The sequence below is a fragment of the Rhodococcus sp. Q1 genome, assembly GCF_004153645.1.
Taxonomy (GTDB): domain Bacteria; phylum Actinomycetota; class Actinomycetes; order Mycobacteriales; family Mycobacteriaceae; genus Rhodococcus; species Rhodococcus gordoniae.
In genome coordinates, this window is sequence record NZ_SDMJ01000001.1 from 235,994 (window position 1) to 262,208 (window position 26,215).

General features: G+C 66.4%; 22 protein-coding genes. 8 read left to right on the forward strand and 14 right to left on the reverse strand.

Annotated features, from left to right (window positions below):
* Window positions 1–58: 58 nt before the first annotated feature.
* The 14 genes from EQ874_RS01075 to dnaA form a co-directional block, all read right to left on the reverse strand.
* Entirely contained in the window at window positions 59–1,285 is a 1,227-nt protein-coding gene (locus EQ874_RS01075; protein ID WP_129975057.1) for a DUF3566 domain-containing protein, read from the reverse strand.
* On the reverse strand, window positions 1,286–3,790 hold the full coding sequence (gene gyrA, locus EQ874_RS01080; protein ID WP_016931515.1) for a DNA gyrase subunit A: 2,505 nt from the start codon (window positions 3,788–3,790) through the stop codon (window positions 1,286–1,288).
* 149 nt (window positions 3,791–3,939) lie between these two features.
* Window positions 3,940–4,773 carry an MHYT domain-containing protein gene (locus EQ874_RS01085; protein WP_242496592.1) on the reverse strand — a complete coding sequence of 278 codons (834 nt, stop codon included), beginning with the start codon at window positions 4,771–4,773 and terminating at the stop codon, window positions 3,940–3,942.
* 132 nt (window positions 4,774–4,905) lie between these two features.
* The gene (locus EQ874_RS01090; protein WP_242496593.1) at window positions 4,906–5,718 is read right to left on the reverse strand and encodes an MHYT domain-containing protein; all 813 of its coding nucleotides are present in this window, start codon (window positions 5,716–5,718) and stop codon (window positions 4,906–4,908) included.
* Between the two features lie 173 nt (window positions 5,719–5,891).
* Window positions 5,892–6,704, reverse strand: coding sequence for an MHYT domain-containing protein (locus tag EQ874_RS01095; RefSeq protein ID WP_064064251.1), 813 nt, complete (start codon window positions 6,702–6,704; stop codon window positions 5,892–5,894).
* Window positions 6,704–7,258, reverse strand: coding sequence for an ATP/GTP-binding protein (locus EQ874_RS01100; protein ID WP_016691076.1), 555 nt, complete (start codon window positions 7,256–7,258; stop codon window positions 6,704–6,706). The genes EQ874_RS01095 and EQ874_RS01100 overlap by 1 nt, the downstream gene beginning before the upstream one ends.
* A 13-nt stretch (window positions 7,259–7,271) precedes the next feature.
* The gene (locus EQ874_RS01105) at window positions 7,272–7,646 is read right to left on the reverse strand and encodes a DUF742 domain-containing protein (protein WP_016931519.1); all 375 of its coding nucleotides are present in this window, start codon (window positions 7,644–7,646) and stop codon (window positions 7,272–7,274) included.
* A gap of 13 nt (window positions 7,647–7,659) precedes the next feature.
* On the reverse strand, window positions 7,660–8,076 hold the full coding sequence (locus EQ874_RS01110; RefSeq protein WP_006550917.1) for a roadblock/LC7 domain-containing protein: 417 nt from the start codon (window positions 8,074–8,076) through the stop codon (window positions 7,660–7,662).
* Window positions 8,073–11,627 (reverse strand): ATP-binding protein, encoded by a 3,555-nt coding sequence (locus EQ874_RS01115; RefSeq protein ID WP_129975061.1) that lies wholly within the window; start codon window positions 11,625–11,627, stop codon window positions 8,073–8,075. Before EQ874_RS01115 ends, EQ874_RS01110 begins: the two co-directional genes overlap by 4 nt.
* Window positions 11,628–11,977: 350 nt before the next feature.
* On the reverse strand, window positions 11,978–14,014 hold the full coding sequence (gene gyrB / locus EQ874_RS01120; RefSeq protein WP_016931521.1) for a DNA topoisomerase (ATP-hydrolyzing) subunit B: 2,037 nt from the start codon (window positions 14,012–14,014) through the stop codon (window positions 11,978–11,980).
* A gap of 214 nt (window positions 14,015–14,228) precedes the next feature.
* Window positions 14,229–14,783, reverse strand: coding sequence for a DUF721 family protein (locus tag EQ874_RS01125; protein WP_129975063.1), 555 nt, complete (start codon window positions 14,781–14,783; stop codon window positions 14,229–14,231).
* Window positions 14,780–16,012 (reverse strand): DNA replication/repair protein RecF, encoded by a 1,233-nt coding sequence (gene recF / locus EQ874_RS01130; RefSeq protein ID WP_064064248.1) that lies wholly within the window; start codon window positions 16,010–16,012, stop codon window positions 14,780–14,782. Before recF ends, EQ874_RS01125 begins: the two co-directional genes overlap by 4 nt.
* Window positions 16,013–16,034: 22 nt before the next feature.
* Window positions 16,035–17,219: a DNA polymerase III subunit beta gene (gene dnaN / locus EQ874_RS01135; protein ID WP_026002735.1), complete on the reverse strand. Its 1,185-nt coding sequence runs from the start codon at window positions 17,217–17,219 to the stop codon at window positions 16,035–16,037.
* Window positions 17,220–17,718: 499 nt separating this feature from the next.
* Window positions 17,719–19,452 carry a chromosomal replication initiator protein DnaA gene (gene dnaA, locus EQ874_RS01140; RefSeq protein ID WP_064064247.1) on the reverse strand — a complete coding sequence of 578 codons (1,734 nt, stop codon included), beginning with the start codon at window positions 19,450–19,452 and terminating at the stop codon, window positions 17,719–17,721.
* Window positions 19,453–20,038: 586 nt separating this feature from the next.
* Here dnaA and rpmH point away from each other — a divergent pair.
* The 8 genes from rpmH to EQ874_RS01185 all read left to right on the forward strand — a co-directional run bounded on the left by rpmH (window position 20,039) and on the right by EQ874_RS01185 (window position 26,210).
* A complete protein-coding gene (gene rpmH, locus EQ874_RS01150; protein ID WP_006550910.1) occupies window positions 20,039–20,182 on the forward strand; it encodes a 50S ribosomal protein L34 in 144 nt (47 codons plus the stop codon).
* 20 nt (window positions 20,183–20,202) lie between these two features.
* Window positions 20,203–20,598, forward strand: coding sequence for a ribonuclease P protein component (gene rnpA / locus EQ874_RS01155; RefSeq protein WP_084421784.1), 396 nt, complete (start codon window positions 20,203–20,205; stop codon window positions 20,596–20,598).
* Entirely contained in the window at window positions 20,595–20,885 is a 291-nt protein-coding gene (yidD, locus tag EQ874_RS01160; RefSeq protein WP_129975065.1) for a membrane protein insertion efficiency factor YidD, read from the forward strand. The genes rnpA and yidD overlap by 4 nt, the downstream gene beginning before the upstream one ends.
* Window positions 20,886–20,954: 69 nt before the next feature.
* Complete coding sequence (gene yidC, locus EQ874_RS01165; protein ID WP_129975067.1) at window positions 20,955–22,058, forward strand: membrane protein insertase YidC; 1,104 nt, start codon at window positions 20,955–20,957, stop codon at window positions 22,056–22,058.
* A gap of 22 nt (window positions 22,059–22,080) precedes the next feature.
* Entirely contained in the window at window positions 22,081–22,629 is a 549-nt protein-coding gene (locus EQ874_RS01170; protein ID WP_129975069.1) for a R3H domain-containing nucleic acid-binding protein, read from the forward strand.
* Between the two features lie 108 nt (window positions 22,630–22,737).
* Entirely contained in the window at window positions 22,738–23,418 is a 681-nt protein-coding gene (gene rsmG / locus EQ874_RS01175) for a 16S rRNA (guanine(527)-N(7))-methyltransferase RsmG (protein WP_129975071.1), read from the forward strand.
* A gap of 606 nt (window positions 23,419–24,024) precedes the next feature.
* Window positions 24,025–24,996: a ParA family protein gene (locus EQ874_RS01180; protein WP_064064242.1), complete on the forward strand. Its 972-nt coding sequence runs from the start codon at window positions 24,025–24,027 to the stop codon at window positions 24,994–24,996.
* Window positions 24,993–26,210: a ParB/RepB/Spo0J family partition protein gene (locus EQ874_RS01185; protein ID WP_242496594.1), complete on the forward strand. Its 1,218-nt coding sequence runs from the start codon at window positions 24,993–24,995 to the stop codon at window positions 26,208–26,210. Before EQ874_RS01180 ends, EQ874_RS01185 begins: the two co-directional genes overlap by 4 nt.
* The last annotated feature ends 5 nt before the right edge of the window (window positions 26,211–26,215 follow it).

Sequence of the window (26,215 nt, forward strand, 5' to 3'; positions counted from 1 at the left end):
ACTACCCCACCGAAGCCGCCAGAAACAAATCGCCTCGGCGGGGCAGCGTTCCCGCAGGTCAATCCGGGTCGGCGAGGGTCGCCTGAACCCCCCCGACGAGATCGGTGCAGAGGTTGTAGATGAACGCACCGAGAGTCGCGAGAGCCGTCAGCAACACCGTGTTGGCGATGCCGATGATCGTCGCGTAGCCGAACACCTGGCCGGCCGAAACGAGCGCACCACTACCGGAGTCGGAGACGATGTCGGTGAACGCACTGTTGAGGCGTTCCCACACCCCCATACCGGCCAGCACGCCGTAGAGCAGGCCCACCGCGATCATCCACACGAAGAACAGCGACACCGAGATCACCGACGAGATCTTCAGCATCGACCACGGGTCGATACGGCGGATCTGGACGGTGGCTCGCAGCGGTCCCGTGGCAGGAATCGCCGTGGGAACCGCAGTCGTGGCTGCAGCCGCGCTCACCTGAGGGGTCTCCCCCGTGCTCGGCGAACCGGACGACGGATGCTTCACGGCGGACAGATCGGGCAGATCCTTGGCGAGATCCTTGCGCTCGATGTGCCGGGTCGGACCGTCGATGACCGCGGACTTCGCCTTCGCCGCAGCGGCACGGTCCGCTTTCGCCGCAGCGACCCGGTCGGCCGCCGCCCGAGCGGCATCTCCGGAACCGGCGGGGCGAGCCCCTCCGGCGGCCTTGGGAGCGGCCGTACCCGTCACGACGGGACGCGTCGACGGATTCGCACCTCCGGGCGCAGCACCCTTACCCGCGGACGCAGCGGGACGCTGAGGCGATCCGCCCTGTTTGGAGAGACCGGGGCCGACACCGGGAACGTTCGTCTGCGGAGCGTTCTGCTGGGCACCCGACTGCGCCGAGGCCGTTCCCCGCTGCCAGGGAGGGGTCGGGCCACCGGAGCGAGGCGACTGACCTGGGCGCCCCTGACCGTCGGCCACGGAGGCACCACCGGACTTCGGCGCGCCCTCCTGGACCGGCTTCTCCGGGGTCGCCTTCGCCGGTGCCTCGGCGGCCTGCTGCGCGGGTGCCGTATCTGCCGGGGAATCGTCGCGACGCGGCTGCTCCGGCGCCCCCGCTGTCGGACCGGACGAGTCCTTCGCCGGTGCCCCGGCCGCCTGGGACGGCCGGTTCTCCGGCGCCGGTTTCTGCTCCGGTGCCGCGCCCTGCTGCTGACCCGATGTCTCGGGTGTCACCTCGTTCTCTGTACGGTCCTCCGGCTTCCGACCGGGTTGCCCGCGATCGGCCCCGTTCGGTCCCTGGGGAGTGCTCACTTACGACTCCTTAGCTCCGGCTGCGTCGGCTTCGTCCGGCTCGTCGGCGTTGCGTGCGATCGCGAGCAATGTATCGCCCTCGGCCAGATTCATGAGCCGCACGCCCTTGGTCTGACGGCCTGCCTTGCGCACCTGCTTCGCCGCAGTGCGGATGACACCGCCGCTCGAGGTGATGGCGTACAACTCGTCGTCGTCCTCGACGATGCGTGCGCCGACAAGGGTGCCACGTTTCCGGTCGTACTGGATCGTCAGGACGCCCTTACCACCGCGACCCTGCACCGGGTAGTCCTCCATCGCGGTGCGCTTCGCGTAACCACCGGACGTTGCGACCAGCAGATAGGTGCCTTCCTTGACGACATTGAGCGAGAGCAGCCTGTCGTCGCCGTTGAAACGCATGCCCTGCACACCGGAGGTCGCGCGGCCCATCGGACGCAGTGCCTCGTCGGTGGCCGAGAAGCGGATGGACTGGCCCTGCTCCGACACGAGCAGCAGGTCGTCGTCGGCGGAGCACAGTACGGCGCCCACCATTTCGTCGTCGCCGCGCAGATTGATCGCGACGATGCCGCCCGAGCGGTTGGAGTCGAAGTCCGACAGGCGCGACTTCTTCACCAGACCGTTGCGGGTCGCGAGCACCAGGTAGGGGGCGTCCTCATAGGTCTTGAGACGGATGACGCCCTGGATGCGCTCGTCGGGCTGGAAGGCCAGCAGGTTCGCGACGTGCTGGCCACGCGCAGTGCGGTTCGCCTCGGGCAGCTCGTACGCCTTCGCCCGGTAGACGCGGCCCTTCGTCGTGAAGAATAGCAGCCAGTCGTGCGTGGACGTCACGAAGAAGTGCTTGACGATGTCGTCCTGCTTGAGCTCGGCTCCCTTGACGCCCTTACCGCCACGCTTCTGCGAGCGGTACAGGTCGGTGCGCGTGCGCTTGGCGTAGCCGGTCTCGGTTATGGTGACGACGACGTCCTCGCGTGCGATGAGGTCCTCGTCGTTGACGTCGCCGTCGGCCGCGACCAGCCGGGTGCGACGATCGTCGCCGTACTTGTCGACGATCTCCTTCAGCTCGTCGCGGACGATCGCGCGCTGCCGCTCGGGCTTGTCGAGAATGTCCTTGTAGTCCTCGATCTCGCGCTCGATCTCGGCGAGGTCGTCGATGATCTTCTGCCGTTCGAGAGCGGCGAGGCGACGGAGCTGCATCGCAAGGATCGCGTCGGCCTGGATCTCGTCGACCGTGAGCAGGTCGATCAGGCCGGCACGCGCGATGTCGACGGTCTGCGACGCACGGATGAGCGCGATGACCTGGTCGAGCGCGTCGAGCGCCTTGACCAGGCCGCGCAGGATGTGGGCGCGTTCCTCGGCCTTGCGCAGCAGGTAGCGCGTGCGCCGGACGATGACTTCGACCTGGTGGTTGACGTACAACCGGATCATCTGGTCGAGGCGCAGCGTGCGCGGCACCCCGTCGACGATCGACAGCATGTTGCAGCCGAAGCTGGTCTGCAGCTGCGTGTGCTTGTACAGGTTGTTGAGGACGACCTTTGCGACGGCGTCGCGGCGCACCGTGACGACGATGCGCATTCCCACGCGGTCCGACGACTCGTCGTGGATGTCGGAGATGCCGGCGATCTTGCCGTCCCTGACCTGCTCGGCGATCGAGGTGATCAGGTTGTCCGGGTTGACCATGTACGGCAGCTCGGTGATCACGATGGTGTTGCGACCCTTGGCGTCCTCTTCGATCTCGACGACGCCGCGCATCTTCACCGAGCCGCGACCGGTCGTGTACGCATCGTGGATGCCCTGGGTGCCGGTGATGAGGCCGGCCGTCGGGAAGTCCGGTCCCTTGATCCGCTCCATCACAGCGGCGAGGGTGGTCTCCTCGTCGGCCTCGAAGTTCTCGAGCGCCCAGTAGATGGCCTCGGCGACTTCGCGAAGGTTGTGCGGAGGAATGTTGGTGGCCATACCCACCGCGATGCCACCCGAACCGTTGATCAACAGGTTGGGGATACGGCTGGGGAGAACCGTCGGTTCCTGCGTGCGGCCGTCGTAGTTGGGCTGGAAATCGACCGTCTCGTGGTCGATCTCGCGCAGCATCTCCATCGCGAGCGGCGTGAGCCGGCATTCGGTGTACCGCATGGCGGCCGCGCCGTCGTTGCCGCGGGAACCGAAGTTGCCCTGGCCGTCGACGAGCGGATAGCGCATCGACCACGGCTGGGCCAGACGCACCAGCGTGTCGTAGATCGACGAGTCGCCGTGCGGGTGATAGTTGCCCATGGTCTCGGCGACCGCGCGTGCCGACTTCACGTACCCGCGGTCGGGGCGGAAGCCGTTGTCGAACATCGCGTAGAGCACGCGACGATGCACCGGTTTGAGGCCGTCACGCACGTCGGGCAGAGCACGGCCGACGATCACGCTCATCGCGTAATCGATGTAGCTGCTCTGCATCTCCTGCTGGATGTCGACGGGCTCGATGCGGTCGTGCCCCGGCCCCTCGGGAGGCAACGTGGTGTCGGTCATGAGCTCCTTCTTCTACTCGGCTCGCACGCCCCGGCTCCGGCCTTCGGCCGGACGGACGTCTCGCAACCACACGAGTCTATAGGTGCAGGTCAGCTGGTGCCGCGAAGGACAGGCACTTCACATGCCGAGATCTGTCCGGAACGGGGCTCTCACATGTGGGATCCGGTCACGGGGTCGCGGTCGACCTGCCGTTCCACCTCTGCCGCCCACTGCTCGAGCCGGGCGTCGCGCACGGCGTCCTCCGGGTCGGAGGCGAGCAGCAGCGCGGTGATCGGCACGGCCAGGACGATGATGCCGAGAACGAACGCGGGGAAGAGCAGCGACAACACGGTCATGCCTTCCGGCGCGGGCAGGCTCGGGTCGAGGGTGACCCGCACCCCCGCCATACCGGTGTAGTGCAACGCCACGACCGCGCACCCCATGACGACCGCGGCGACGATGCGGATCTCGAGCCGCCGCGCCCGGCGCGCGAGTGCGAGGGCAACCGTGGAGGCGACGACACCGATGATCACCGACGCGATCACGTAGCCCGTCTCGTGTTCGATCGTGCCCCGGATGCGGATGGCGAACATGCCGCTGTAGTGCATCATGCTCACCGCGGCGCCCATCAGCAGACCGCCGACGAGCAGACGCACCGATTCCGCCACCTGGCGCTTGCTGACGGCGTGCACGTCGGCGATCCTCAACCCCACGAGAGTCGCGACGACGGCGAGAACGACCGAGAAGACGGTCGGTGCCAGCTCGTACCGGATGGCTGTGCCCGGCACGGAGAAACCCATCATGCCGATGAAGTGCATGAGCCAGATACCCACGCCACCGATGGACAGCGACGCCATGAGGAGCCACCAGTTGCCGCTGCGCCGGGGCTCGTCGAGCGACCGTCGAACGCAGGACAACCCGACGAACGACCCTATTACCGCAGTGGCATAGGACAGGAAGAATACCCACATCCCCATGGAGAAGTGGTGTACGTCGTGTGACACGTGGGCCCTCACAGTGGCACGCTGTCACCACCGCGCTCGGAGGGCGCGCGCCACGACCTACCCGATGCGAGCTGCACCCCGACTGTCCAGCAGCGTAAGAGACCTTATCGCACTGTGGGCGTTCACATCACATCACCGTTCCACACGTCGTTCGTCGGGACCGGACATAACATCGGAGCGGTCCTCGCCCAGCCAGCTCGCCATTTCTCGTTCCTGCTCGAGGTCCTGGGTGCTCGCCGACGCCATCAGAGCGACGACCGGGACAGCGAGCAGCGCGACGCCGATGATGAATCCGGGGAACAGCAGAGTCATGATGGTCATCCCCTCCGGGTTCGGAGCGGACGGATCGACGGTCACCGCGATCCCGGCCATTCCCGTGTAGTGCAACGCCACGACAGCGCATCCCATGACCGCAGCGGCCGGGACCCGTACGGCGGGCCGTTCCGCGACCCGCGACAACCACAGCGCCACGACCGACGCGACGACACCGATGGCCACGGACGCTGCGATGTACAACCGTCCCTGCTCGAGTTCGCCCTGGACCCGCACCGCGGCCATGCCGCTGTAGTGCATGCCGGCGACGGCGAACCCCATGATCACTCCGCCGATGAGAATCCGCACGTCGGACGGCATCGCGCGGAGCCACTGCACGTCGGTGTCGACGATCCGTAAGCCGAACAGGGTGGCTGCGACGGCGAGCGCGACCGACAGCAGCGTCAGTCCGAGGTCGTAGCGGATGGTGGAACCGGGTACGTCGAATCCCATCATCCCGATGAAGTGCATCAACCAGATCCCGACGCCCCCGATGGACAGGGCTGCCATGAGCGTCCATCGGGTTCGGGCGACCGATGTCCATGCGTTCGCGGCTTTGCGCGCGCAGGACAGACCGGCATAACATCCGACCGCGGAAGTGATGTAGGCGAGGGCGAAAACCCATACACCCATGGAAAAATGGTGAACCTCGTGCGACATGTTGCCCCCAGGAGAGCGGCACGCACGACGCATCGGTTCGTGTCGTGCCGAGTAGACCGACAGCGCCCCCCGACGCTATCCAGCAGCGTACTCCCCTTTTCCGGTTTCAACCAGATGTGCTGGGTGACAATATATTCGGAAAATCTTCAGAAGGTCCGTCCGTCGACCGACTCCACCGGTCCTTCCGCAGCCCACCGCTCGGACTCCGCTTCCAGTTCCGCCGCAACCCGATCCGGCGCCTGAAGCACCAACACGATGGGTACGGCCAGCAACAACAGACCACCGACGAAGAGCGGGAAGAGAATCGAGAAGACCTCGATCCCACCCGAGACCACCACCGCGGGATCGATCTTCACACGCACCGACGCGGCGGCGAGAAAGTGCACGGCGATCACGGCAGCACCGGCCAGCGCGCTACTGAGCAGACGTTTGGGCCACGTGTCCGCGGTCTTCACCTGCGCCAGGAAACCCACGGCGGTCACGACCGCCAGCACCACCGCCGCGACGACCCAGACGGGATCGAACGTCAGTGAACCCCGGATCCGCACCGCGGCGAGGACTGTGAACGGCACGGCTGCCAGGCCGGCGCCCAGCACCAGAGCCCCCATGACCGTGCGGCCGAGGGTGGCAGGGCTGTCGCCGGAAATCGCGACGAGCAGAGCCACGTACACCGACACCATCGCGACGAGTATCGAGAACACGATGGTGACGGTGTCGTACCGCACCACGCTGTCGTCGACGTTGAAGCCCGCCATGGGCAGGAAGACGGCGAGCCAGACACCCACACCGCCGCTCACCAGCGCCGCGAGAATCATCCAGTACGAACGCAATCGATCACTGGAGGTGGTTCGTACACGCCGAGCACCGGTGCCCCCGACGAACACCCCGATCGCCGAGGTCAGATAAGCGAGGACCGTAACCCACGACCCCATCGTGAAGAGTTCGAGGCCCTCCCCCATTACTGGGTCACCGGCTGGTGCAACTTGCGCAGGGCATATTCGGTGACGGTGACCAGCGCCTGCTTCGCCGATTCCCGTGCTCGGGCGTCGATGGAGACGATCGGCACATCAGCCGAGATCGCCATCGCCTGCCGGATGTCCTCGAGCGGGTACCGGGGAGCATCGTCGAATTCGTTGATGGCGACGATGAACGGGAGATTGCGCGCCTCGAAGAAGTCGACGGCGGCGAAGCTCTCGTCCAGGCGACGCGTATCGATCAGCACGATGGCACCGATGGCGCCGCGGATGAGGTCGTCCCACATGAACCAGAAGCGATGCTGTCCGGGGGTGCCGAACAGGTAGAGGACGAGGTCGTCGGCCAGACTGATACGACCGAAGTCCATGGCGACCGTAGTAGTGGCCTTCTGCGGTGTCGCAGAGAGGTTGTCGACGCCGTCGCTGGCGTTCGTCACGAGCGCCTCGGTGCGAAGCGGCACGATTTCCGACACCGCCCCGACCAGAGTCGTCTTACCGACGCCGAAGCCTCCGGCAATGACGATCTTGGTCGAGGTCACGCGCTTCGTGGCGTTAGAGTTCGCGAAGTCCACTGAGGACCCTTTCAATCAGCTCACGACGCTCCGCGTCGCTCGAATCGTCTTTCAGCGTGGCCAGGATCTGTACGTGTCCGGCTTCGACGAGATCGGCGACGAGCACGCGTGCCACGCCGATCGGCAACCCCACGCGCGCGGCGATCTCCGCGACGGAGGGTGATTCCTTGCACAGCTCCAGGATCGTGGCGTTGATGTTGTCCAGATCCCGAGACCGATCGTCGGTCCCCGGAATGGCCTGGATGAGCGCCTCCAACGCCAATTCGACCGCAGGACTCGTACGTCCCGAAGTCAGGGAGTAGGGCCGGACCAGACTGGGCTGATCCGGCACCGACTCCGGCTTCCGCGATTCCATGGCCACCTCGACGTCAGGACCCTAGACCGACCCGCGGCGTGGCTTCGACCGAAGCACCCACTCGATCGACCAAGAGCGCCATCTCGTAACCGACCTGTCCGATGTCGCACTCGGAGGCCGTCAGAGCCGCAAGGTGGGAGCCGTCGCCGACACTCATCAGCAACAGGTAGCCGTGCTGCATCTCCACGACGGACTGCAGCACACCTCCCCCGTCGAACAGCTGCGACACACCGTTGGACAGACTCGCCAGGCCCGAGGTCACCGCAGCGAGCTGCTCGGCACGATCCACCGGGAGGTGGGCGCTGGCGGCCATGAGAAGGCCGTCGGCGGACACGAGTACGGCATGCGAGACACCCGGGACTTCGCGCGCGAAGTTGGAAACCAACCAGTCCAATGGACGAGCTGCGTCGGATCCATGATCAATATTCATCGAACTCCCTGTTCGTCGTTCTCGCGATTGCTGGTATTCGCCGAGGCGCGTCCGTCGCGGACACCCTGCTGATGGCGGCTCAAGTTGGCCCGGATGGCTTCCGGGTCTCGACGTCGAATGGTCCTCGGCAGTTCACCCGTTGCCGGCGCCCGTACGGCACCCGGCACCAGGCGTTCGCCGGGGGCACGCCGCGGAAGACCCGCGGTGGTGTGCTCCTCCACGGGGGCTTCCGAAGCACGCTGAGCTGCTTCCCAACCCGCGTCCGCGGCGGAGTGCCATTCCCGCTTCCTGCGATCCTCCGGAAGGCTCGTCGGGTCGACGAGCCAATCCGACATCATCGTGGTGAAGATCGGAGTGTTGGCCGGCTGCGGACGGGCCGACGCCAGGTCGGACCGTGGCTGGAAGAACGACGCCGTCTTCGCCGAGTTGGTCCGGTAGCGGTGCCGGGCCGCCTGCTGCGCGTCGCTGCGCGGCGACACGGAACCACCGTCGGCGATACTGGGCCCGGACGCCCCTGCGGCCGAATCGAATCCGGCACCGTTGGTCGCCGCAGCGGGTCGCTGCGGAAGCCCCGGAGTGCTGCCCGGCTGACGGCGCGGCAGACCGGGCGCGCTTCCCGGACGCCGCTGCGGAAGACCCTGGAAGAGTTCCGACTGACGACGGCCCGCATCCGGGGCCGGCGCGCGCTGCGGCAGGTCGGAACGGCTCGGTGCCTCCGTCCGATCCGTGGATTCGCCACCCGCGAGCGGACCCGCCATCGGCTGCTGCGGCCGGTTCTGCGGAACCGAGGGGGACGATCCGGAAGCCCGTCCCGGAAGCCCGGGAGTCGCGCCCGGACGACGCTGCGGAAGACCGGGGGAAGCGGGGCGCTGCTGCGGGGCGGGCGCACGATGTGCCGAGTCCTGCTGCGGCTCGCGGACCGGCAGGGACTGCTGCGAGTCCCATGCCTGCGACTGATCCTGCCGGCTGTCGCGTGCGGGCGCGGAATTCGTCGGCGGCAGACCCGGCGTGGCACCGGGGCGACGCTGCGGAAGACCCGAAAGTCCTTCACGACGAGCGGGATCGGCGTCGGGCCGCGGAGTGGAACCGTTGTGTCCCTCACCATTGCGACCGTCGGTCGAGTGCCCGTTGGTCTCCTCCGGTCCGCGGCGAGGACCGCGCGGGGGCAGGGACGACGCGAACGCTGCTGCGGCATCCGGTTCGATCCGGCGCGGCTGCGGTGACCTGGGCGGAGTCGGCAGACCCGGAGTCCCACCCGGCTGACGAGTGGGCAGACCCGGAGTTCCGCCGGGGCGACGTTGCGGAAGACCCGACGGCCCGAACTCACGCGAGGCCGACGGTGTCCGGTCGTCGGACGAGGGTGCTCGAGAGTCGCGCAGCGAGGGTGCCGGAAGTGACGACGGAGGCGGGGTGAACTCGTTCCGTCCCGATTCGCGTTGCAACTCGTCCCGGCGCTCGTCCTGGTAGGACGGCGCCGTGTCCCGCGCAGCGGAAGGAGTTTCGTCGACATCGCTCGCGTAACTGTCGTTCGCGTAGCCGGCTTTCGCGTACGCGTCGTCGGACTCGCCGGCCCGGACATCGTCGTTCGCGGCCTCGGGAAGACCCTGCCGTGCGACGGGCGCCGAGATCGCCTGCGGTGCCGAGTACTCCTCCGGCTCCAGTTCGAGAGGGGGCTGAGGACCGGTGTGCGACAACGCAAGCGGGGACACCAGCAGCACGTCCGGGATGTGGACGCTCGCGGTGATACCCGGGTTGCGTGCGGTGTCGAAGGTCGGGCGCAGACGCACGGTGAGACCGTGCCGCTCGGCGAGTCGCGACACCACGAACAGACCCATGTGGCGTGCGGTGTCCGGACCGACCTCGCCGCCCTTGGCGAGACGCTGGTTGATGACCTCGAGTTCGTCGGCCGGGATACCGATACCGCGGTCGGCGATCTCGACGAGCAGACCGCCGTCGACGGCACGCGCGAAGCTGAAGGTGACGTTGCTGTCGGGCGGTGACGCACGCAACGAGTTGTCGACCAGCTCGGCCAGGAGGTGCACGATGTCGGTCGCGACCGCGCCACTGAGAGCACCGTCGGGCGTCGAGCCGATCTGCACGCGCTGGTAATCCTCGACCTCCGACATCGCGGCGCGCAGGATGTCGCCGAGCTGAACGGGCGCGGAGTGACCGCGACGCATGCGCGTACCGGAGAGAATCAGCAGGTTGTCGCCGTTACGACGCATACGCGCGGCGAGGTGGTCGAGACGGAACAGGCTCTCGAGTCGAGCGGGGTCCTTCTCCTCGTACTCGAGTCGTTCGATGAGACCGAGTTGCTGCTCCACGAGCGACTTCGACCGACGCGCGAGCGTCTCGAACATGTCGCTGATCTGCAGACGCAGGTGGGCCTGCTCGCCGGCGAGGCGCAGAGCCTGCCCGTGCATGTCGTCGACCGCGCGAGCGAGCTGCCCGATCTCCTCGGTGGTGTGCACCGGGACGCGGGTGAACTCGATGTCCTCGATGTTGTCGCCGACCTTGATTCGGTCGATCGCCTCGGGAAGCTCCTGCCGCGCCACCTTCAGGGTGCCGTAGCGCAGACGACGGATCGGTCCGACGAGCGAACGCGACACGAGCAGTGCGAGCACGAGTGCCGCGAGCAGGGCCGCGAGCACGATCGCGGTATCGCGGAGCGCGGCCGAGCGGGTTTGCGCCGCGCGTTCCTGAATGGTGGTGCTGACCTGGTTCGACGCTTCTTCGATGATGGTGCCGTAGATGTCGACACTGTTGAGCAACGACGCGCGGAGGTTGAGGATCGGGAGCGGATCCGAGCCGGCCGCGTCGACCATGTCGGCACGCTCCTGGACGCCGGCACGGAGTTCGGCGATCTGAGCATCGGCCATCGGGTAGGAGCGGGCGAGCAGATCGAGCATCGCGAGTTCGGCGCCGGACGCCGACACCAGGGCGGTGCCGGGCTGAGTGGGGTCGCCGAGGAGCTGGAGCAGACCGAGTACCTGACCGAAGAGGTAGCGCTGGGAGTACCACGCGTTGATCAGCTGGTCGCCGTAGCCGAGGATCTCGCGATCGTCGACCTCGCCGAGGATGGCCTCGACGATACGGTTGAGGCTGTCGCGCACCTCGCTCGTGACGGCACCGATCTCTTGGATCGGCACCGGACCGGCCTGCATCTTCGTGTAGAGCGACTGGGCCGTGGCGGCGGTGCGGCTGAGGTCGGCGGTCACCGCGGGATCGAGTTCGGGGTTCTCCGTGACCGAGGCGATCGTGCCGAAAGCGTCACCGAGAGCCGCCATTTCCTCGGGGGTCGCCGTTCCGGCCGCGGCACCCGCGGTGGCGGTGGCGAACGCCGTCGAGAAATCCACGATGTCCGGCACGGCTGCGACCTGATCGGCTGCGGACGAGAAGTGGACGGCGTTGCTGAGCTCGTTCTCGACCCGAAGACCACCGAGGACCATTGCCACGGTCACGGGGACAGCGAGAACGGCGGTGACCTTCCTGCGAAGACCCCACCCCTCGATGTTCCACCACCGCTGCTGGGGCGGCGACTTGTCACTCATGGATCACAGCTCTCCTTCCACCCCGTCCGCGCCGGGCGACGAACACCAGTCGGCACTGCACTCCGATGAGCGCGCTTTCGATCGAGTGCAGTCGAACGAGACGTTTCGGGTGAGGGCACCATATCGGGACATACAGCGGATACGGAAGAGTGAGTTCTTCCCGTACCCCCGCGCTGCCCCGGCCCCCTCGTCGGCAGCCACACGTACAGATGGCCGATAGGAGTGTACTCACGAGTAACGAAGAAGGCTAACGACCCTTCCCACTTCCGGGCGCACGACATGCGAATCCCCGCCGTGATGTACGACACAGCGGGGATTCGCATGCAGTTCTCCGGCGCTGCCGGCCGTGATCAGACGTCGAGGAAGCGGACATCCTTCGCGTTACGGGTGATGAAGCTCCGTCGTGCCGCGACGTCCTCGCCCATGAGGACGCTGAACAACTCGTCGGCCGCGGCGGCGTCGTCGAGGGTCACCTGACGCAGGACGCGGACGCTCGGATCCATCGTGGTCTCCCACAGTTCCTTGGCGTTCATCTCACCGAGACCCTTGTAACGCTGGATACCGTCGTCCTTGTTGATCTTCTTGCCCGCGGCGAGACCCGCCTCGAGCAGGGCGTCGCGCTCACGGTCCGAGTACGCGAACTCCGGCTCGCTGCGCTGCCACTTGAGCTTGTACAGCGGCGGCTGCGCCAGGAAGACGTGACCTTCCTCGACCAGCGGGCGCATGAAACGGAACAGCAGCGTGAGCAGCAGCGTCGCGATGTGCTGACCGTCGACGTCGGCGTCGGCCATCAGGACGATCTTGTGATAGCGCAGCTTCGCGATGTCGAACTCTTCGTGGATGCCGGTACCGAACGCCGTGATGATCGACTGGACCTCGGCGTTCTTGAGCACCTTGTCGATACGGGCCTTCTCGACGTTGATGATCTTGCCGCGCAACGGAAGGATCGCCTGGTACATCGAGTCGCGACCCGACTTGGCGGACCCCCCTGCGGAGTCGCCCTCCACGATGTAGATCTCGCACTTGCTCGGATCCTTCGACCGGCAGTCGGCCAGCTTGCCGGGCAGACCACCGATGTCCGTCGCGCTCTTGCGGCGGACGAGCTCGCGGGCCTTTCGGGCGGCGACACGTGCGTGCGCCGACGACACGGCCTTGGTGACGATCGTCTTCGCGTCGGCCGGATTGGCCTCGAACCAGTGCGAGATGTGCTCGTTGCACGCCTTCTGCACGAACGACTTCACCTCGGTGTTGCCGAGCTTGGTCTTGGTCTGGCCCTCGAACTGCGGCTCGGCGACCTTGACGGAGATGATCGCTGCCAGGCCCTCGCGGATGTCGTCGCCCGTGAGGTTGGGGTCCTTCTCCTTGAGGAGCTTCTTGTCCTTCGCGTAGCGGTTGACGACGGTGGTCAGCGCCGCGCGGAAGCCTTCCTCGTGCGTGCCGCCCTCGTGGGTGTTGATGGTGTTGGCGAAAGTGTGGACGGACTCGGAGTAACCCGAGTTCCACTGCATCGCGACCTCGAGTTCGTGGCCGGTGCCCTTGGCCGTGAACCCGACGACCGAGTTGTGGATGGGCGTCTTCGTGCGGTTGATGTGCCGCACGTAGTCCTCGAGACCACCGGGGTAGTGGTACGTGCGGACCTTGACCTTGTGGACCTCGGGTTCGGCGGCCTCGACGGCCTGGTCCTCCGCGGTCTTGGGGGCGTCCGCGGTGTCGGGGACGTCTTCCTCGGTGACCTCTTCGGGTGCGACCCGCTCGTCGGTGAGGGTGATGGTCAATCCCTTGTTGAGGAACGCCATCTCCTGCAGGCGACGCGCGACGGTCTCGAAGTTGAACGTCGTGGTCTCGAAGATCTCGGGGTCGGGCCAGAACCGGACGGTGGTACCCGTGCGCTTGGTGGCCTCTCCTCTGACCAGCTCGCCCGGCTTCGAGGCGGTGTACGTCTGCTCCCAGTGGTACCCGTCGTTGTCGATCTCGACCTCGAGGATTGTGGACAGGGCGTTCACCACGGAGATACCGACACCGTGCAGACCGCCGGAGACGGCGTAGGCGTCGGAGTCGAACTTGCCGCCGGCGTGGAGCTGGGTGAGGACGACCTCGACGGTAGGGACACCGGACGCGTGCATACCGACGGGAATACCGCGGCCGTCGTCGACGACCTGGACGCCACCGTCGGCGAGGAGGGTGACCTCCACCTTCGACGCGTAACCGGCCATGGCCTCGTCGACCGAGTTGTCGACGACCTCCCAGATCAGGTGGTGCAGACCACGCTCTCCGGTGGAACCGATGTACATGCCGGGGCGCTTGCGCACCGCCTCGAGACCCTCGAGGACGGTGATGGACGACGCACCGTACTCATTCTTGTTGTTGTTCGACTTCTGGGCAGCCACGGGTGGGTAGCTCTCCTTCTCCGATCGGCCCCGCGCACGCGCGCGACGCATTCCTGTCCATCCTACGTGCCCTGAGGCCCTGCACCGGGGTCGACACGAATGCGGGCATCCGCACCGCTGACGTCCCCGTAGCCGCCCCTTCGCGAGCGGGACGACGTGATTTCCTAGGCACCCGGATTTTCGCCCCGTGTACGGGCCGCGAGCGATCCGGGAATCACCCGTAGGTGTCACGTGGTCCGCGGCCGCGGATGTGACGTTCGCCCTTCCGCCAGCTCGGAGCCGTCGGGCCGGTGATCCGCAGTTCCTTCACCACTCCGTGCCCCACGGCCGCGGCGATCTTCGCGAGGATCTGCGACTGCATCATCCTCAACTGCGTCGCCCAGGCCGTCGACTCGGCCGAGACGTGCAGGATTCCGTCGCGCAGTGTGGTCGGCTGGGCATGGCTCGCGATGTCGTCACCCACGACCCGGGCCCAGCTCCCCATGACGGTGCCTTCGGACACGTGCGTCGACCACCCCCGCTGCTTGGACAGCGACTGCGCGAGGGAACCGAGCGGCTGGGGGTCGCGGTCGTCCGGTCCGGGCCCCGACCAGCCGCGACGCCGGCGTTTCGGGCGCAGCCGGCCCCGCGACGCGCGTCCCTGTCCGACGGCCTTGCCGCTCGCCTTCGCGGCGGCCCGAGCCTCCTCGAGCGCGCGACGGGCCAGGTCGATGCCCTTCAGCTCCGGCTCGTTCGAACCGCCCTCGGCACCTGTCCGTTCGTCGTTCATCCGACCTCCCCGGTGATCCGGTCCGTCTCCCGTTGCACCGATCCCAGCACAGAGATACGACCTTCTCCGGTGTCCTCGACGTGGACGGGGAACCGGGCACCGTTCAACTCGGCGGGCACGTCCTCCGGCACGGCCGCCGTGATCAGCACCTGCTCGGCCGTCGTGGCGACCTCGGCGAGCGCGGACCGCCGGCGACGATCGAGTTCGGCGAAGACGTCGTCGAGCATGAGAACCGGATCGGTGCCGTCGGTGCGCAGCAGGGCGAACGCCCCGAGCCGTAACGCGAGCGCGAACGACCACGATTCGCCGTGGCTCGCATAACCTTTCGCCGGCTCGGCGCCGAGCATCAGCTCGAGATCGTCGCGGTGCGGTCCGACGAGGCAGACTCCGCGTTCGATCTCCCTGGACCGCATCTCCGCGAGCCGGTGGAGGAAGACGGTCTCGAGAAACTCGCGATCGTCCCGTGCAGGCATCCGGGCCGGATCGGAGAACTCCGGTGGCAGCGCGTCACCGAGGCTGCTGCGGTAGCGCAGACTCGCCGGACGCGACTCGGGTGCGATCGATCGGTACGCCTCGGATACATGCGGGGCCAGTTCGTGCAGCAACGCGATGCGCGCCGCGAGCAGTTCGGCCCCGTGGGCCGCGAGGTGGCCGTCCCACACGTCGAGGGTGGCCAGAGCGCTCGCCCCGTCGTCGGAGCGGTTTCCCCGCCGCAGCGCCCCACCCGCCGTCTTGAGCAGCGCGGACCGCTGGCGCAACACCTTGTCGTAGTCGGCGCGGACCCCACTCATCCGCGGGAATCGCGTGCTGAGCAGTTCGTCGAGGAACCGGCGGCGATCGCCCGGGTCGCCGCGGACGAGGGAGAGATCCTCCGGTGCGAAGAGCACCGTGCGGAGGATGCCGAGGATCTCACGGGGCCGGCGGGCCGGCGACTGGTTGATCCGCGCCCGGTTCTGCTTGCCCTCGTTGATCTCGATGTCGATGCCGAGTTCACGGCCGTTGTTGACGACCAGAGCCCCGGCGAACGCCCGTGATGCGCCGGCCCGCAGCAACGGACCGTCGGAGGACACCCGGTGCGACGACAGCGTCGACAGATATCCGAGGGCCTCGAGCAGATTGGTCTTCCCGTGTCCGTTGCGCCCGACGAAGACCGTCGCCCCCGGAGTGAGGTCGACGGAAACCGTTCTCCACGAACGGAAGTCGCGCAGCGAGAAGGTGCGAACGTACACGGGGGTCCAGTCTCGGGGCCGGTCAGCCCGGCAGGCGCACCGGCATCAGCAGATAGGTGTAATCGCTGTCCGGAGCGGCGAAGGTGCCCGACGAGTCCGGCACGGGTTCCTCGTCGAGCGCGGGGCGCAGCACGGCGGGCCGACTCGAGGTGGTGAACCCGAACGAGACCTTGTCGGTGTGCAGCGACGTCAGTCCGTCGAGCAGGTAGCCCGGGTTGAACGCGATGATCAGCGGCTCCCCGAAGAACTCGGCGGGATGGGATTCCTCGGCCCGGCCCGCGTCGTCGCCACCGGCCGAGAGCAGCACGCTACCCTCCGTGAACTCGAGTCGGACCTGCGCGCCGCGCTCGGCGACCAGCGCCACGCGCTTGATCGCGTCGACGAGCGGTGCGATCTCGACGGTCGCCATCGCGGTGTGCTCGTTGGGGAGCAACTGGCGGAACTTGGGGAATTCGGCGTCGAGCAGGCGCGTCGTGGTGCGGCGACCTTCGGCGACGATGCCGAGCAGACCCTCGGCACCCACCGACGACCCGCTGCCGAGAGCCAGCTGGACCGGGGAGTTCGAGGACCCGCCAACGGTTTTCGCGGCCTCGGAGAGGGTCTTGGCGGGTACGAGCACGGCCGAACTCGTGGATTCCGCGGTGGGCATCCACTCGAGCTTCCGCACCGCGAGACGGAACCGGTCGGTGGCCGCGAGCACCATGTCGGTGCCCTCGATCTCCACCCGGATGCCCGTGAGCATGGGGAGCGTGTCGTCCTTGCCGGCTGCGACGGCGACCTGGCTGATGGCCTCGGCGAACAGATCGCCGGACAGCGCACCGGTCTGCTGCGGGAGCTCGGGCAGCTGCGGGTAGTCCTCCACAGGCATGGTGGGAAGTGAGAACTTGGCGCTACCGCACGTGATGAGCACGCGGGTGCCGTCGAGCACGACATCCACAGGCTTGTGAGGCAACGCGCGGGTGATGTCGGCGAGCAGTTTGCCGGACACCAGCACCCGGCCCGGAGTGATGACCTCGGCCGAGACGTGGACCTGCGCGGATACCTCGTAATCGAAGCCAGAGACCGTCAGCCCGCGTTCGTCGGCACCGAGCAGGACACCGCCCAGAACCGGAACGGGGGGTCGCGACGGAAGGCTTCGGGCAACCCATGCAACGGAATCGGCGAAGTCCTCGCGAGGCACACGAAACTTCATACTTCCCAGCTCCATCGCCCGGTGGATCCCTTCGATCGTGGTCTCGACAAGTCTACGAAGTCTGTCACAGAACCCCGACACCGATGAGGCGGAGCCGGGGGATGCGGGTCCACGTTATGCCTTCCGTCGCTGCTTGGAAAGCCGGGAGGCTCGAGGCGTGACCCTCACTCGAGGGCCTGTGGACCGAAGCTCTCCACACACCTGTTTTGAAAGAAGATTTCTGAAGAGAACTCACAGAAGTAGTAATAGGGCCTGTGGAATCTGTGGACGAACGACCGTCTAGGCTGGTGGGCGATGTTCTCGAGGGGTACGAACTCGAGGATGAACTCGAGGAGTTCTCGAGGATGAATGTGGATTCCTCGAGACTGTTCATCCTTTGTCCACCGTTCGTCCACAAAGATCCCACGTTCTGCACACCCTTGTCCACAGGTGTGGGAAGCCGAAATTTCTCGAGATACGGGACAGGGAGCGCCCTGTGGACGCTCCCTGTGGATGGATACTCGAGGCTCGAGGATCAGCGCTTGGACCGCTGCTTGATGCGCGCGGTGAGCTCCTGCACCTGGTCGTAGACCTTGCGACGCTCGGTCATCTCCTTGCGAATCTTCTTGTCCGCGTACATGACCGTGGTGTGGTCGCGACCGAAGGTCTGCCCGATCTTCGGCAACGACAGATCGGTGAGCTCGCGGCACAGATACATCGAGATCTGGCGTGCCTGCGCGAGCGGGCGTGCCTTCCCGGGGCCGCACAGGTCGTCGATCGACGTGCCGAAGTACTCCGCGGTCACGGCCATGATCGTGGCTGCGTTGATCTCGAGCGCGGACGAGTCCGGCATCAGATCCCGCAGCACCACCTCGGCGAGGGTGAGATCGAGTGGTTGCCTGTTGAGCGACGCGAAGGCCGTCACGCGGATCAGGGCACCCTCGAGTTCGCGGATGTTGCGTTCGATCCGGCTCGCGATCAGCTCGAGCACGTCGTGCGGCACGTTCAGGCCGTCCATGCGCGCCTTCTTCGACAGGATCGCGATGCGCGTCTCGAGTTCCGGCGGCTGGACGTCGGTGATCAGGCCCCACTCGAACCGGGTCCGCAGTCGTTCCTCGAGCGTCGCGAGCTGCTTGGGCGGGCGATCGGACGAGACGACGATCTGCTTGTTGGCGTTGTGGAGGGTGTTGAAAGTGTGGAAGAACTCCTCCTGGATACCTTCCTTGCCCTCGATGAACTGGATGTCGTCGACGAGCAGGATGTCGGTCTCGCGGTAGCGCCGCTTGAACGCGACCTTGCGGTCGTCGCGGAGGCTGTTGATGAAGTCGTTCGTGAACTCCTCGGTGGAGACGTACTTCACCCGCATCCCCGGGAAGAGCCGCTGGGCATAGTGGCCGGCGGCGTGCAGCAGATGCGTCTTGCCCAGGCCCGACGCACCCCAGATGAAGAGCGGGTTGTAGGCCCGTGCCGGTGCTTCGGCGATCGCCACCGCTGCGGCGTGCGCGAACCTGTTCGACGCACCGATCACGAAGGTGTCGAAGGTGTACTTCGCGTTGAGGCTGCTGCTGCCCATGGGCGGCGTCTCGGGCGGTGGGGGCTGGGTGAAGTAGGACGGCCACGACTCGCGCACGGCGGTCATCGCCTCCCGGTCGTCGTCGACCTCCTCGAGTTCGCCGTGGTCGGCCTCGAGCATGTCGTGCTCACGCGAGGAGATCAGGCGTCGCCGATAGGCGGCACCTTCACCGGGAAGCATGCCGTCGCGCGTGAATTCCCCGTCCCTCGGTCCGACGCCGTCCCTGGACACGGCGCCGTCCCGAGGCATCGCCCCGTCGCGCGGACCGCCGGCATCGCGGGGTATCGGAGCCTCCCGGCGCAGATCACGGCTGCGTGTCTCCGCGGTGCGCGGATTCACAGGCTGTGCATCGACCGGCAGGCCTTCGAGGGGCAGTGTGTCGCGAGGTTCGGCGTAGGGATCCTCGGCAGGATCATCCACACGTTCCCGCGGCTCGACGCGCACACCGAGACCCTCGACCCGGTGGCCGAGGTGCCGGTTGAGGGTGCGGAGGATGGGTTCGCGCAGATCGCGTTCGATCGACTGCTGGGCGAGCGTGGAAGGCACCGAGAGCAGGGCGAATCCCTGTGCGAGCGTGATCGGTTTGACGAGCGCGAGCCATGCCTTCTGGCTCTTCGTCAACAATCCGTCGTCGATGGTCAGCTCGGATACGACGTCCGTCCACACATCGGCCAGCGCGTTCGGCTCGTCGCTCACGCAGCTTCCCTCCCTTTGATCACCGGTTTTCCACACGATTATCCACAGGTGTGGACAACCGGGGGAATCACCCGGTGGATATGTGGATGGGAGGTTGTGTATTCGCTCAGCGGGTTCGTGGGCCCGGGCGGTCTGCGGGGATCAGTGTGACACACGGTGCGATGCGATCCGGGCTCGTACGCCGCGAATGCGCCCGGAGAAGCTGCGCGAGGGCGCCCGTGCAGGCGCGGGACAGCGGGCCGTCACCGGCCGGCACATCGTCGTCGAACGGAGCGTGACGCGGGACTGCACAGGTAGTCGCGATGCGCCGTCGAAGACATGGCCCACAGCGTACCCGAGCTGTGCCCTGGATCACATACCTTCTCGGGGTGTAGTTTTCGTCGACGCGTCCGGCGTGTCGCGTTGATTGCCGGTGATGGTCGCGGTTTGATTTCGCGCCCGCGTCCGAGTAGCCTCGAACAGTCACTCATACTGAGGTGATGGGTTCGTCCTGCTCTTCCGGGCAATCGGATCCTGCGAATTCACGTACACGTTGGAACGACGGCGCTCACCCGTGCCGTCGCAGAATTATCGAGGAGTGTCGACCGTGGCCAAGGGCAAGCGGACGTTCCAGCCGAACAACCGACGCCGCGCGCGCGTTCACGGCTTCCGTCTCCGGATGCGGACCCGTGCGGGTCGCGCAATCGTTTCGGCGCGTCGCCGTAAGGGCCGCGCTTCTCTCACCGCCTGATTCCCTAACCGGAGCTCGGGGTGTTACCTGAGCCGTATCGACTGCGGCGCCACTCGGACTTCTCGGACACCGTCCGCCGAGGGCGTCGTCAGGGGCGGCGGGATCTGGTCGTTCACGTTCTCGAACGCGATCGCACCGAGTCCTTGGTGAGTGTCGGCGGTCCGCGTTTCGGACTGGTCGTGAGCAAGGCTGTCGGGCCGGCGGTGATTCGACATCGAGTCGCACGCCGGCTTCGTCATATCTGTGCAGGCCTCGTCGAGGCTCTGCCCTCCGAGACCGACATCGTGTTGCGCGCGTTACCCGGCGCCGCCACCGCGGAATCCCGCGAACTCGACAAGCAGGTGCGATCGGGTCTCGCTCGCCTCGGGCTGCTCGACCCCGCTGCTCCGGTCCCGAGTGGGAGTGCCCGCGCATGAACGAGGCGGAGCCGAGGTCGTGGTGGCGATCGCTGCGGTCCGCCCCGGCCCGGGCACTGATCTTCTGCATCGAGCTCTATCGCACCTATGTGTCGCCCACGCGGATGCCGACCTGCCGCTTCACCCCGACCTGTAGCGAGTACGCCGTGGAGGCGCTGCGCACGCGGGGTGTCGTCGTCGGTTCGGTCCTGGCATCGGTGAGACTGCTCAAGTGCGGCCCCTGGCACCCTGGTGGGTGGGATCCGGTACCCGAACGGAAACCTCGGTCGTCCCCAGTGGGTACCTGACCGGAGCCGAGACCCGAGACCGACGCCTCTTCGTGGCGATGATGGACGACCAGAGGAGTACATAGAGCCGTGCTCGACTTCATCTACTATCCCGTGTCCTGGATCCTGTGGGTCTGGCACAAAGTCTTCGCCGCGATCCCCTTTCTGGGGCCGGACAGCGGTTGGACCTGGGCGCTGTCGGTGGTGTTCCTCGTGTTCACCCTCCGCGCGATCCTGTACAAGCCGTTCGTCAAGCAGGTGCGTACCACCCGCCAGATGCAGGAACTGCAGCCGCAGATCAAGGCGCTCCAGAAGAAGTACGCCAAGGATCGACAGCGCCAGGCGCTCGAGATGCAGAAGCTCCAGAAGGAGCACGGCTTCAACCCGCTGATGGGATGCCTGCCCGTCCTGCTGCAGGTTCCCGTCTTCATCGGCCTGTTCCACGTGCTGCGTTCGTTCAACCGCACCGGCACCGGTTTCGGCCAGCTCGGGCTGACTCCTGAGCAGAATGCGCAGCTCGGCAACTACGCGTTCAGCCCGGAAGACGTCCAGTCCTTCCTCAGTGCCCGTCTGTTCGGTGCTCCGATCTCGTCGTGGATCACGCAGCCGATGGCGTCGCTCGAAGCCTTCGCGCCGTTCGGCGGCATTCCGACGCGCTGGGAGATCGCCGCCGTCGCAGTGCCGTTGATGGTCGTCGCCGGTATCGCCACGCACTTCAATGCGCGCGCCTCCGTCGCCCGCCAGAGTGCTCAGGCCGCCGCGAATCCGCAGGCCGCGATCATGAACAAGTTGGCCCTGTACGTCTTCCCGCTGGGTGTGCTCGTCGGTGGCCCGTTCCTCCCGATCGCCGTCATCCTCTACTGGGTCAGTAACAACATCTGGACCTACGGACAGCAGCACCTCGTCTTCCGACGTATCGACAAGGAGGAAGAGGAGAAGAAGGCTGCCGCCCTGGCACGCCGGAACGAGAACGCACCGAAGCCGGGTGCCCGACCCGACAAGTCCAAGAAGAAGGGCACGGCCGCAGCGGCAGTGTCCGATGCCGGTGACGCCCCGGTCGACGAGACCGGCGAAGTGTCGCTGCAGAAGGACTCCGCGGGTGACGCGGACACGGCAGCATCGGCTCCGAAGCCCGGTGCGACCGCTCCCAAGCCGGGCAGCCGCCCCAAGAACTCCAAGCGCAAGCGGCGCTGACCGAAGTAGAAGAGAGCTGAACATGGCCAGTGACCTGGACAAGGTGGAAGAGGATCTCGCGGTGGCACCCGAGGAGAGCGACCCCGCGGCGGACGCCGATCTCGATGACGACGATTACCTCATCGAGGAAGGCGAAATCGCCGGCGACTACCTGGAGCAGTTGCTCGACGTTCTCGATTTCGACGGCGACATCGACCTCGACGTCGAGGGCGACCGCGCTGTCGTGAGTATCGATGGCGGCAAGGATCTCACCAAGCTGGTGGGTCGCAACGGTGAGGTTCTCGACGCTCTCCAGGAACTCACCCGCCTCGCCGTGCAGCAGGCGACGGGTGAGCGCAGCAAGCTCATGCTCGATATCGCGGGGTGGCGCGCGGGTAAGCGTAACGAACTGTCCTCGCTGGGTGCGTCGGCCGCGAAGCGCGTGCTCGAGTCCGGTAAGCGTGAAGAGCTGGAGCCGATGACGCCGTTCGAGCGCAAGATCGTGCACGACGCCGTGGCGAAGATCGACGGTGTGTCCAGCGAGAGCGAGGGTGCGGAGCCGAACCGCCGTGTGGTGATCGTCAAGGATTGAGTCGGCCGCGCCGACCGAAGAGGGACTCTGCGTCGCCAGGGTCCCTCTTCGTTTTTCGTATCGATGCTGTGGGCCCCGATGTTGTCTCGGGTGGGTCCACAGGAAAGGATGTTTCACGTGGAACAGCACGAGGCGGAACTGTCGGCGATCGCACAGCAGGTGTTCGGGGATCGAATCGACCTTGCCGAGCGATACCACCAGTCGTTGTCGACGGCGGGTGTCGAGCGGGGACTCATCGGGCCGCGCGAGGTACCGCGCCTGTGGGAGCGGCACATTCTCAATTGCGCTGTGGTGGGTGAACTCATCCAGGAGGGTGAGACGGTCGTCGACGTGGGCAGTGGCGCCGGCCTGCCGGGTATTCCTCTCGCGCTCGCCCGTCCCGACCTCCAGGTCACTCTCGTCGAGCCGCTTCTGCGTCGCACCGTCTATCTGGCGGAATTCGTGGAATCCAACGGGATCGAGAATGTCCTCGTGGTCCGCGGCCGAGCCGAGCAGCCGAGCGTGCTCCAGGAAGCCGGCGGTGCGGATGTCGTCACCTCGCGTGCAGTCGCACCCCTCGCCAAACTCGCCAAGTGGTCACTGCCCCTCGTCCATGAGGGAGGACGGATGCTGGCATTGAAGGGCTCATCCGCTCGAGAGGAGATCGAGCGGGATCGCGACGAACTCACTCGCTTGGGCGCCGGCAATCTCGAGGTGCTCGAGTGCGGAGGTGATCTTCTTCCCGTTCCTACACTCGTCGTCAAGGCCGAGCGGATCCCGCGTCCGGCGAGACGTCGCAAGAAGCGCTGACGCAGGATCGAGCGTTCGGCAACCCCTCATCACCCTCCCTCCCCCACCGGGTCGGGAGGGTGTTGTCTTTTCGGGACGACTCGAGGAATCTACTCGAGTGCTTTTCCGGGATGAAAGGGCCATTTCCATCGTTGTCACACCAGACCCATTCACCCCAGGTAGTTTCGTCACTGTGATGTTTGACTCGACTGCGAGCGTAGGATTCTCCGAAAGTGCTTCTACGCAATGAATTTCGAGATGAGTGCCATGACTGTTGTTGCAATGCACAGCAATTCATTTTCCTCCTTCTATCGTCCTCTCCCCTTCGCTGACCGCTGTCGACGTTTCACGTGAAACATGGCGATTCCTTTCGCTGTGTTTCACGTGAAACAACCGCCGCGTCGTTTCACGTGAAACGACGCCCGGCCATGTCGTCGACGGAACCTAGAATGCGGATGGAATACTGGACCAACCGAGAATGCGTGCGCGTGCTCGGGAAGCCGGGACAGCTCCGGGCCAGGGGCTCGCATTCTCTCGTCGGCGCCTCGGCCCGCTTCGAAGCCGGGACCGGGAGGCGACGAAGATGTAGCGTGCGAACCGAGCGGATCTACGTGTAAGGAGTGTTCGATGACGGGTGGATCTGAATCCGCTGTTTCACGTGAAACCGGAGGCGTCGAGGACGACTTCTCCCCTGTGCCCTTCGACGGCTTCTCCGCTATCGACACGCCTATCGGCGCGGCCGCTCATCGCGCCACCCAGGTCCTGCATCCGAGCGAAGCCAACTCCCTACCCAAGCCTCGCGAGCGTCGCGTCTTCACGATCGCCAACCAGAAGGGCGGGGTGGGTAAGACCACCACGGCGGTGAATATCGCCTCCGCTCTCGCCGTCCAGGGTCTGTCCGTTCTCGTCGTCGACCTCGATCCGCAGGGCAATGCGAGCACCGCATTGGGCGTGCCGCACTACTCCGGCATTCCCTCGAGCTACGAGATCCTCCTCGGGGAGATCAGTGCCGCCGAGGCCGTGCAACAGAGCCCTCACAACGAACGCCTCTTCTGCATCCCCGCCACCATCGACCTCGCGGGCGCCGAAATCGAACTCGTCTCGATGGTCGCCCGAGAGAACCGTCTCCGGAACGCCCTCACGAAGGAAGCTCTCGGCGATCGCGACTTCGACTACGTGATCATCGACTGCCCGCCCTCGCTCGGCTTGCTCACGGTCAACGCTCTCGTTGCCGCGAAGGAAGTCCTCATCCCCATCCAGTGCGAGTACTACGCACTCGAGGGCGTCGGGCAGCTCCTGCGCAACATCGAGCTCGTCCAATCCCACCTCAACCCCGAACTGCACGTCTCGACCGTTCTCCTGACGATGTACGACGGGCGAACCAAACTGGCCGATCAGGTCGCTGCAGAGGTACGTGCCCACTTCGGCAGCGCGGTGCTGCGTGCCGTCATCCCCCGTAGCGTGAAAGTCTCCGAAGCTCCCGGTTACGGGATGACAGTTCTCGACTACGATCCTGGATCGCGCGGCGCGATGAGCTACCTCGACGCCGGGCGCGAGTTGGCGGCACGCGGGGCACACGAGAATCAGGGGAACGGATGAGCGCGACACGCAAGGGCGGGCTCGGTCGAGGTCTGGCAGCTCTCATCCCTACCGGACCGCCGGTGGACGCAGAGCAGAAGCCGGCCCCCGCTACCACCACTACGGCCACCGCCCCGGCCGAGCCGGACCCGGTTGCCCCTGCGTCCACCAAGCCCGCAGCGTCCGCACCTGCGAAGCCTGCTGGGGGCGGGCAGCCCACCAAGTCGGCCGCTGCGCGTCGCGCAGCGTCGTCGGTCCTGAACCTGCCGTCGTCCGGTCTGGGCACGGCCGCCGCCGACGTCATCATCGGCGACGGCAAGCCGACGACACCGGTGTTCCGGAACGAGGCGGCCCGGCCGTCCGACGACTCGGCGGAGTCGTCCACAGCGACCATCGAGAGTGAACCCCTCCCCTCCCCCGCCGGAGCGGTGTACCTCGAGATCCCGATCGGCCGGATCGAACCCAATCCGAAGCAGCCGCGTCAGGTCTTCGACGAGGAAGCACTCGCGGAGCTCGTCCACTCCATCCGTGAGTTCGGGCTCATGCAACCGGTCGTGGTCCGCCGTCTCGACGGCGACCGCTTCCAACTCGTGATGGGCGAACGTCGCTGGCGTGCCGTCCAGGAAGCCGGGCTCGACACGATCCCCGCGATCGTTCGCGACACCGAGGACGAGTCGCTGTTGCGCGACGCGCTGCTGGAGAACATCCACCGGGTGCAACTCAACCCCCTCGAAGAGGCAGCGGCATATCAGCAGTTGCTCGAGGAGTTCGAGGTCACCCACGAGGAACTTGCCGGCCGGCTCGGTCGATCGCGACCGGTCATCACGAACATGATCCGCTTGCTCAAGCTGCCGGTCGCGGTGCAACGGCGAGTGGCGGCCGGGGTGCTGTCGGCCGGGCATGCGCGCGCCCTGCTGGCGCTCGAGGCCGGTGCCGACGCCCAGGAAGCACTCGCCGCACGCATTGTCGCCGAGGGTCTGTCCGTGCGTGCGACGGAAGAAGCCGTCGTGCTCGCCAACCGCAACGACACCCCCGACGCTCCGCAGCAGAAGCGCCGGAAACCCATCCAGATGCCCGGACTGCAGGATGTCGCGGAGCGGCTGTCGAACTCCTTCGATACGCGCGTCACCGTGAGTCTCGGCAAGCGCAAGGGCAAGATCGTGGTGGAGTTCGGTTCGGTCGACGACCTCGAACGCATCGTGAAGATGATGGAGTCGCAGACCGACCTTTCTTGACTCCT

Bases quoted from the DNA above. Each gene is read 5' to 3' on its own strand.
- gyrA (WP_016931515.1), bottom strand. From the start codon at position 3,790: ATGACCGACACCACGTTGCCTCCCGAGGGGCCGGGGCACGACCGCATC.
- EQ874_RS01090 (WP_242496593.1), bottom strand. From the start codon at position 5,718: ATGGGTGTATGGGTTTTCGCCCTCGCCTACATCACTTCCGCGGTCGGA.
- EQ874_RS01095 (WP_064064251.1), bottom strand. From the start codon at position 6,704: ATGGGGGAGGGCCTCGAACTCTTCACGATGGGGTCGTGGGTTACGGTC.
- EQ874_RS01105 (WP_016931519.1), bottom strand. From the start codon at position 7,646: ATGGAATCGCGGAAGCCGGAGTCGGTGCCGGATCAGCCCAGTCTGGTC.
- EQ874_RS01110 (WP_006550917.1), bottom strand. From the start codon at position 8,076: ATGAATATTGATCATGGATCCGACGCAGCTCGTCCATTGGACTGGTTG.
- EQ874_RS01115 (WP_129975061.1), bottom strand. From the start codon at position 11,627: ATGAGTGACAAGTCGCCGCCCCAGCAGCGGTGGTGGAACATCGAGGGG.
- EQ874_RS01125 (WP_129975063.1), bottom strand. From the start codon at position 14,783: ATGAACGACGAACGGACAGGTGCCGAGGGCGGTTCGAACGAGCCGGAG.
- dnaN (WP_026002735.1), bottom strand. From the start codon at position 17,219: ATGGAGCTGGGAAGTATGAAGTTTCGTGTGCCTCGCGAGGACTTCGCC.
- yidD (WP_129975065.1), top strand. From the start codon at position 20,595: ATGAACGAGGCGGAGCCGAGGTCGTGGTGGCGATCGCTGCGGTCCGCC.
- EQ874_RS01170 (WP_129975069.1), top strand. From the start codon at position 22,081: ATGGCCAGTGACCTGGACAAGGTGGAAGAGGATCTCGCGGTGGCACCC.
- rsmG (WP_129975071.1), top strand. From the start codon at position 22,738: ATGTTTCACGTGGAACAGCACGAGGCGGAACTGTCGGCGATCGCACAG.
- EQ874_RS01180 (WP_064064242.1), top strand. From the start codon at position 24,025: ATGACGGGTGGATCTGAATCCGCTGTTTCACGTGAAACCGGAGGCGTC.
- EQ874_RS01185 (WP_242496594.1), top strand. From the start codon at position 24,993: ATGAGCGCGACACGCAAGGGCGGGCTCGGTCGAGGTCTGGCAGCTCTC.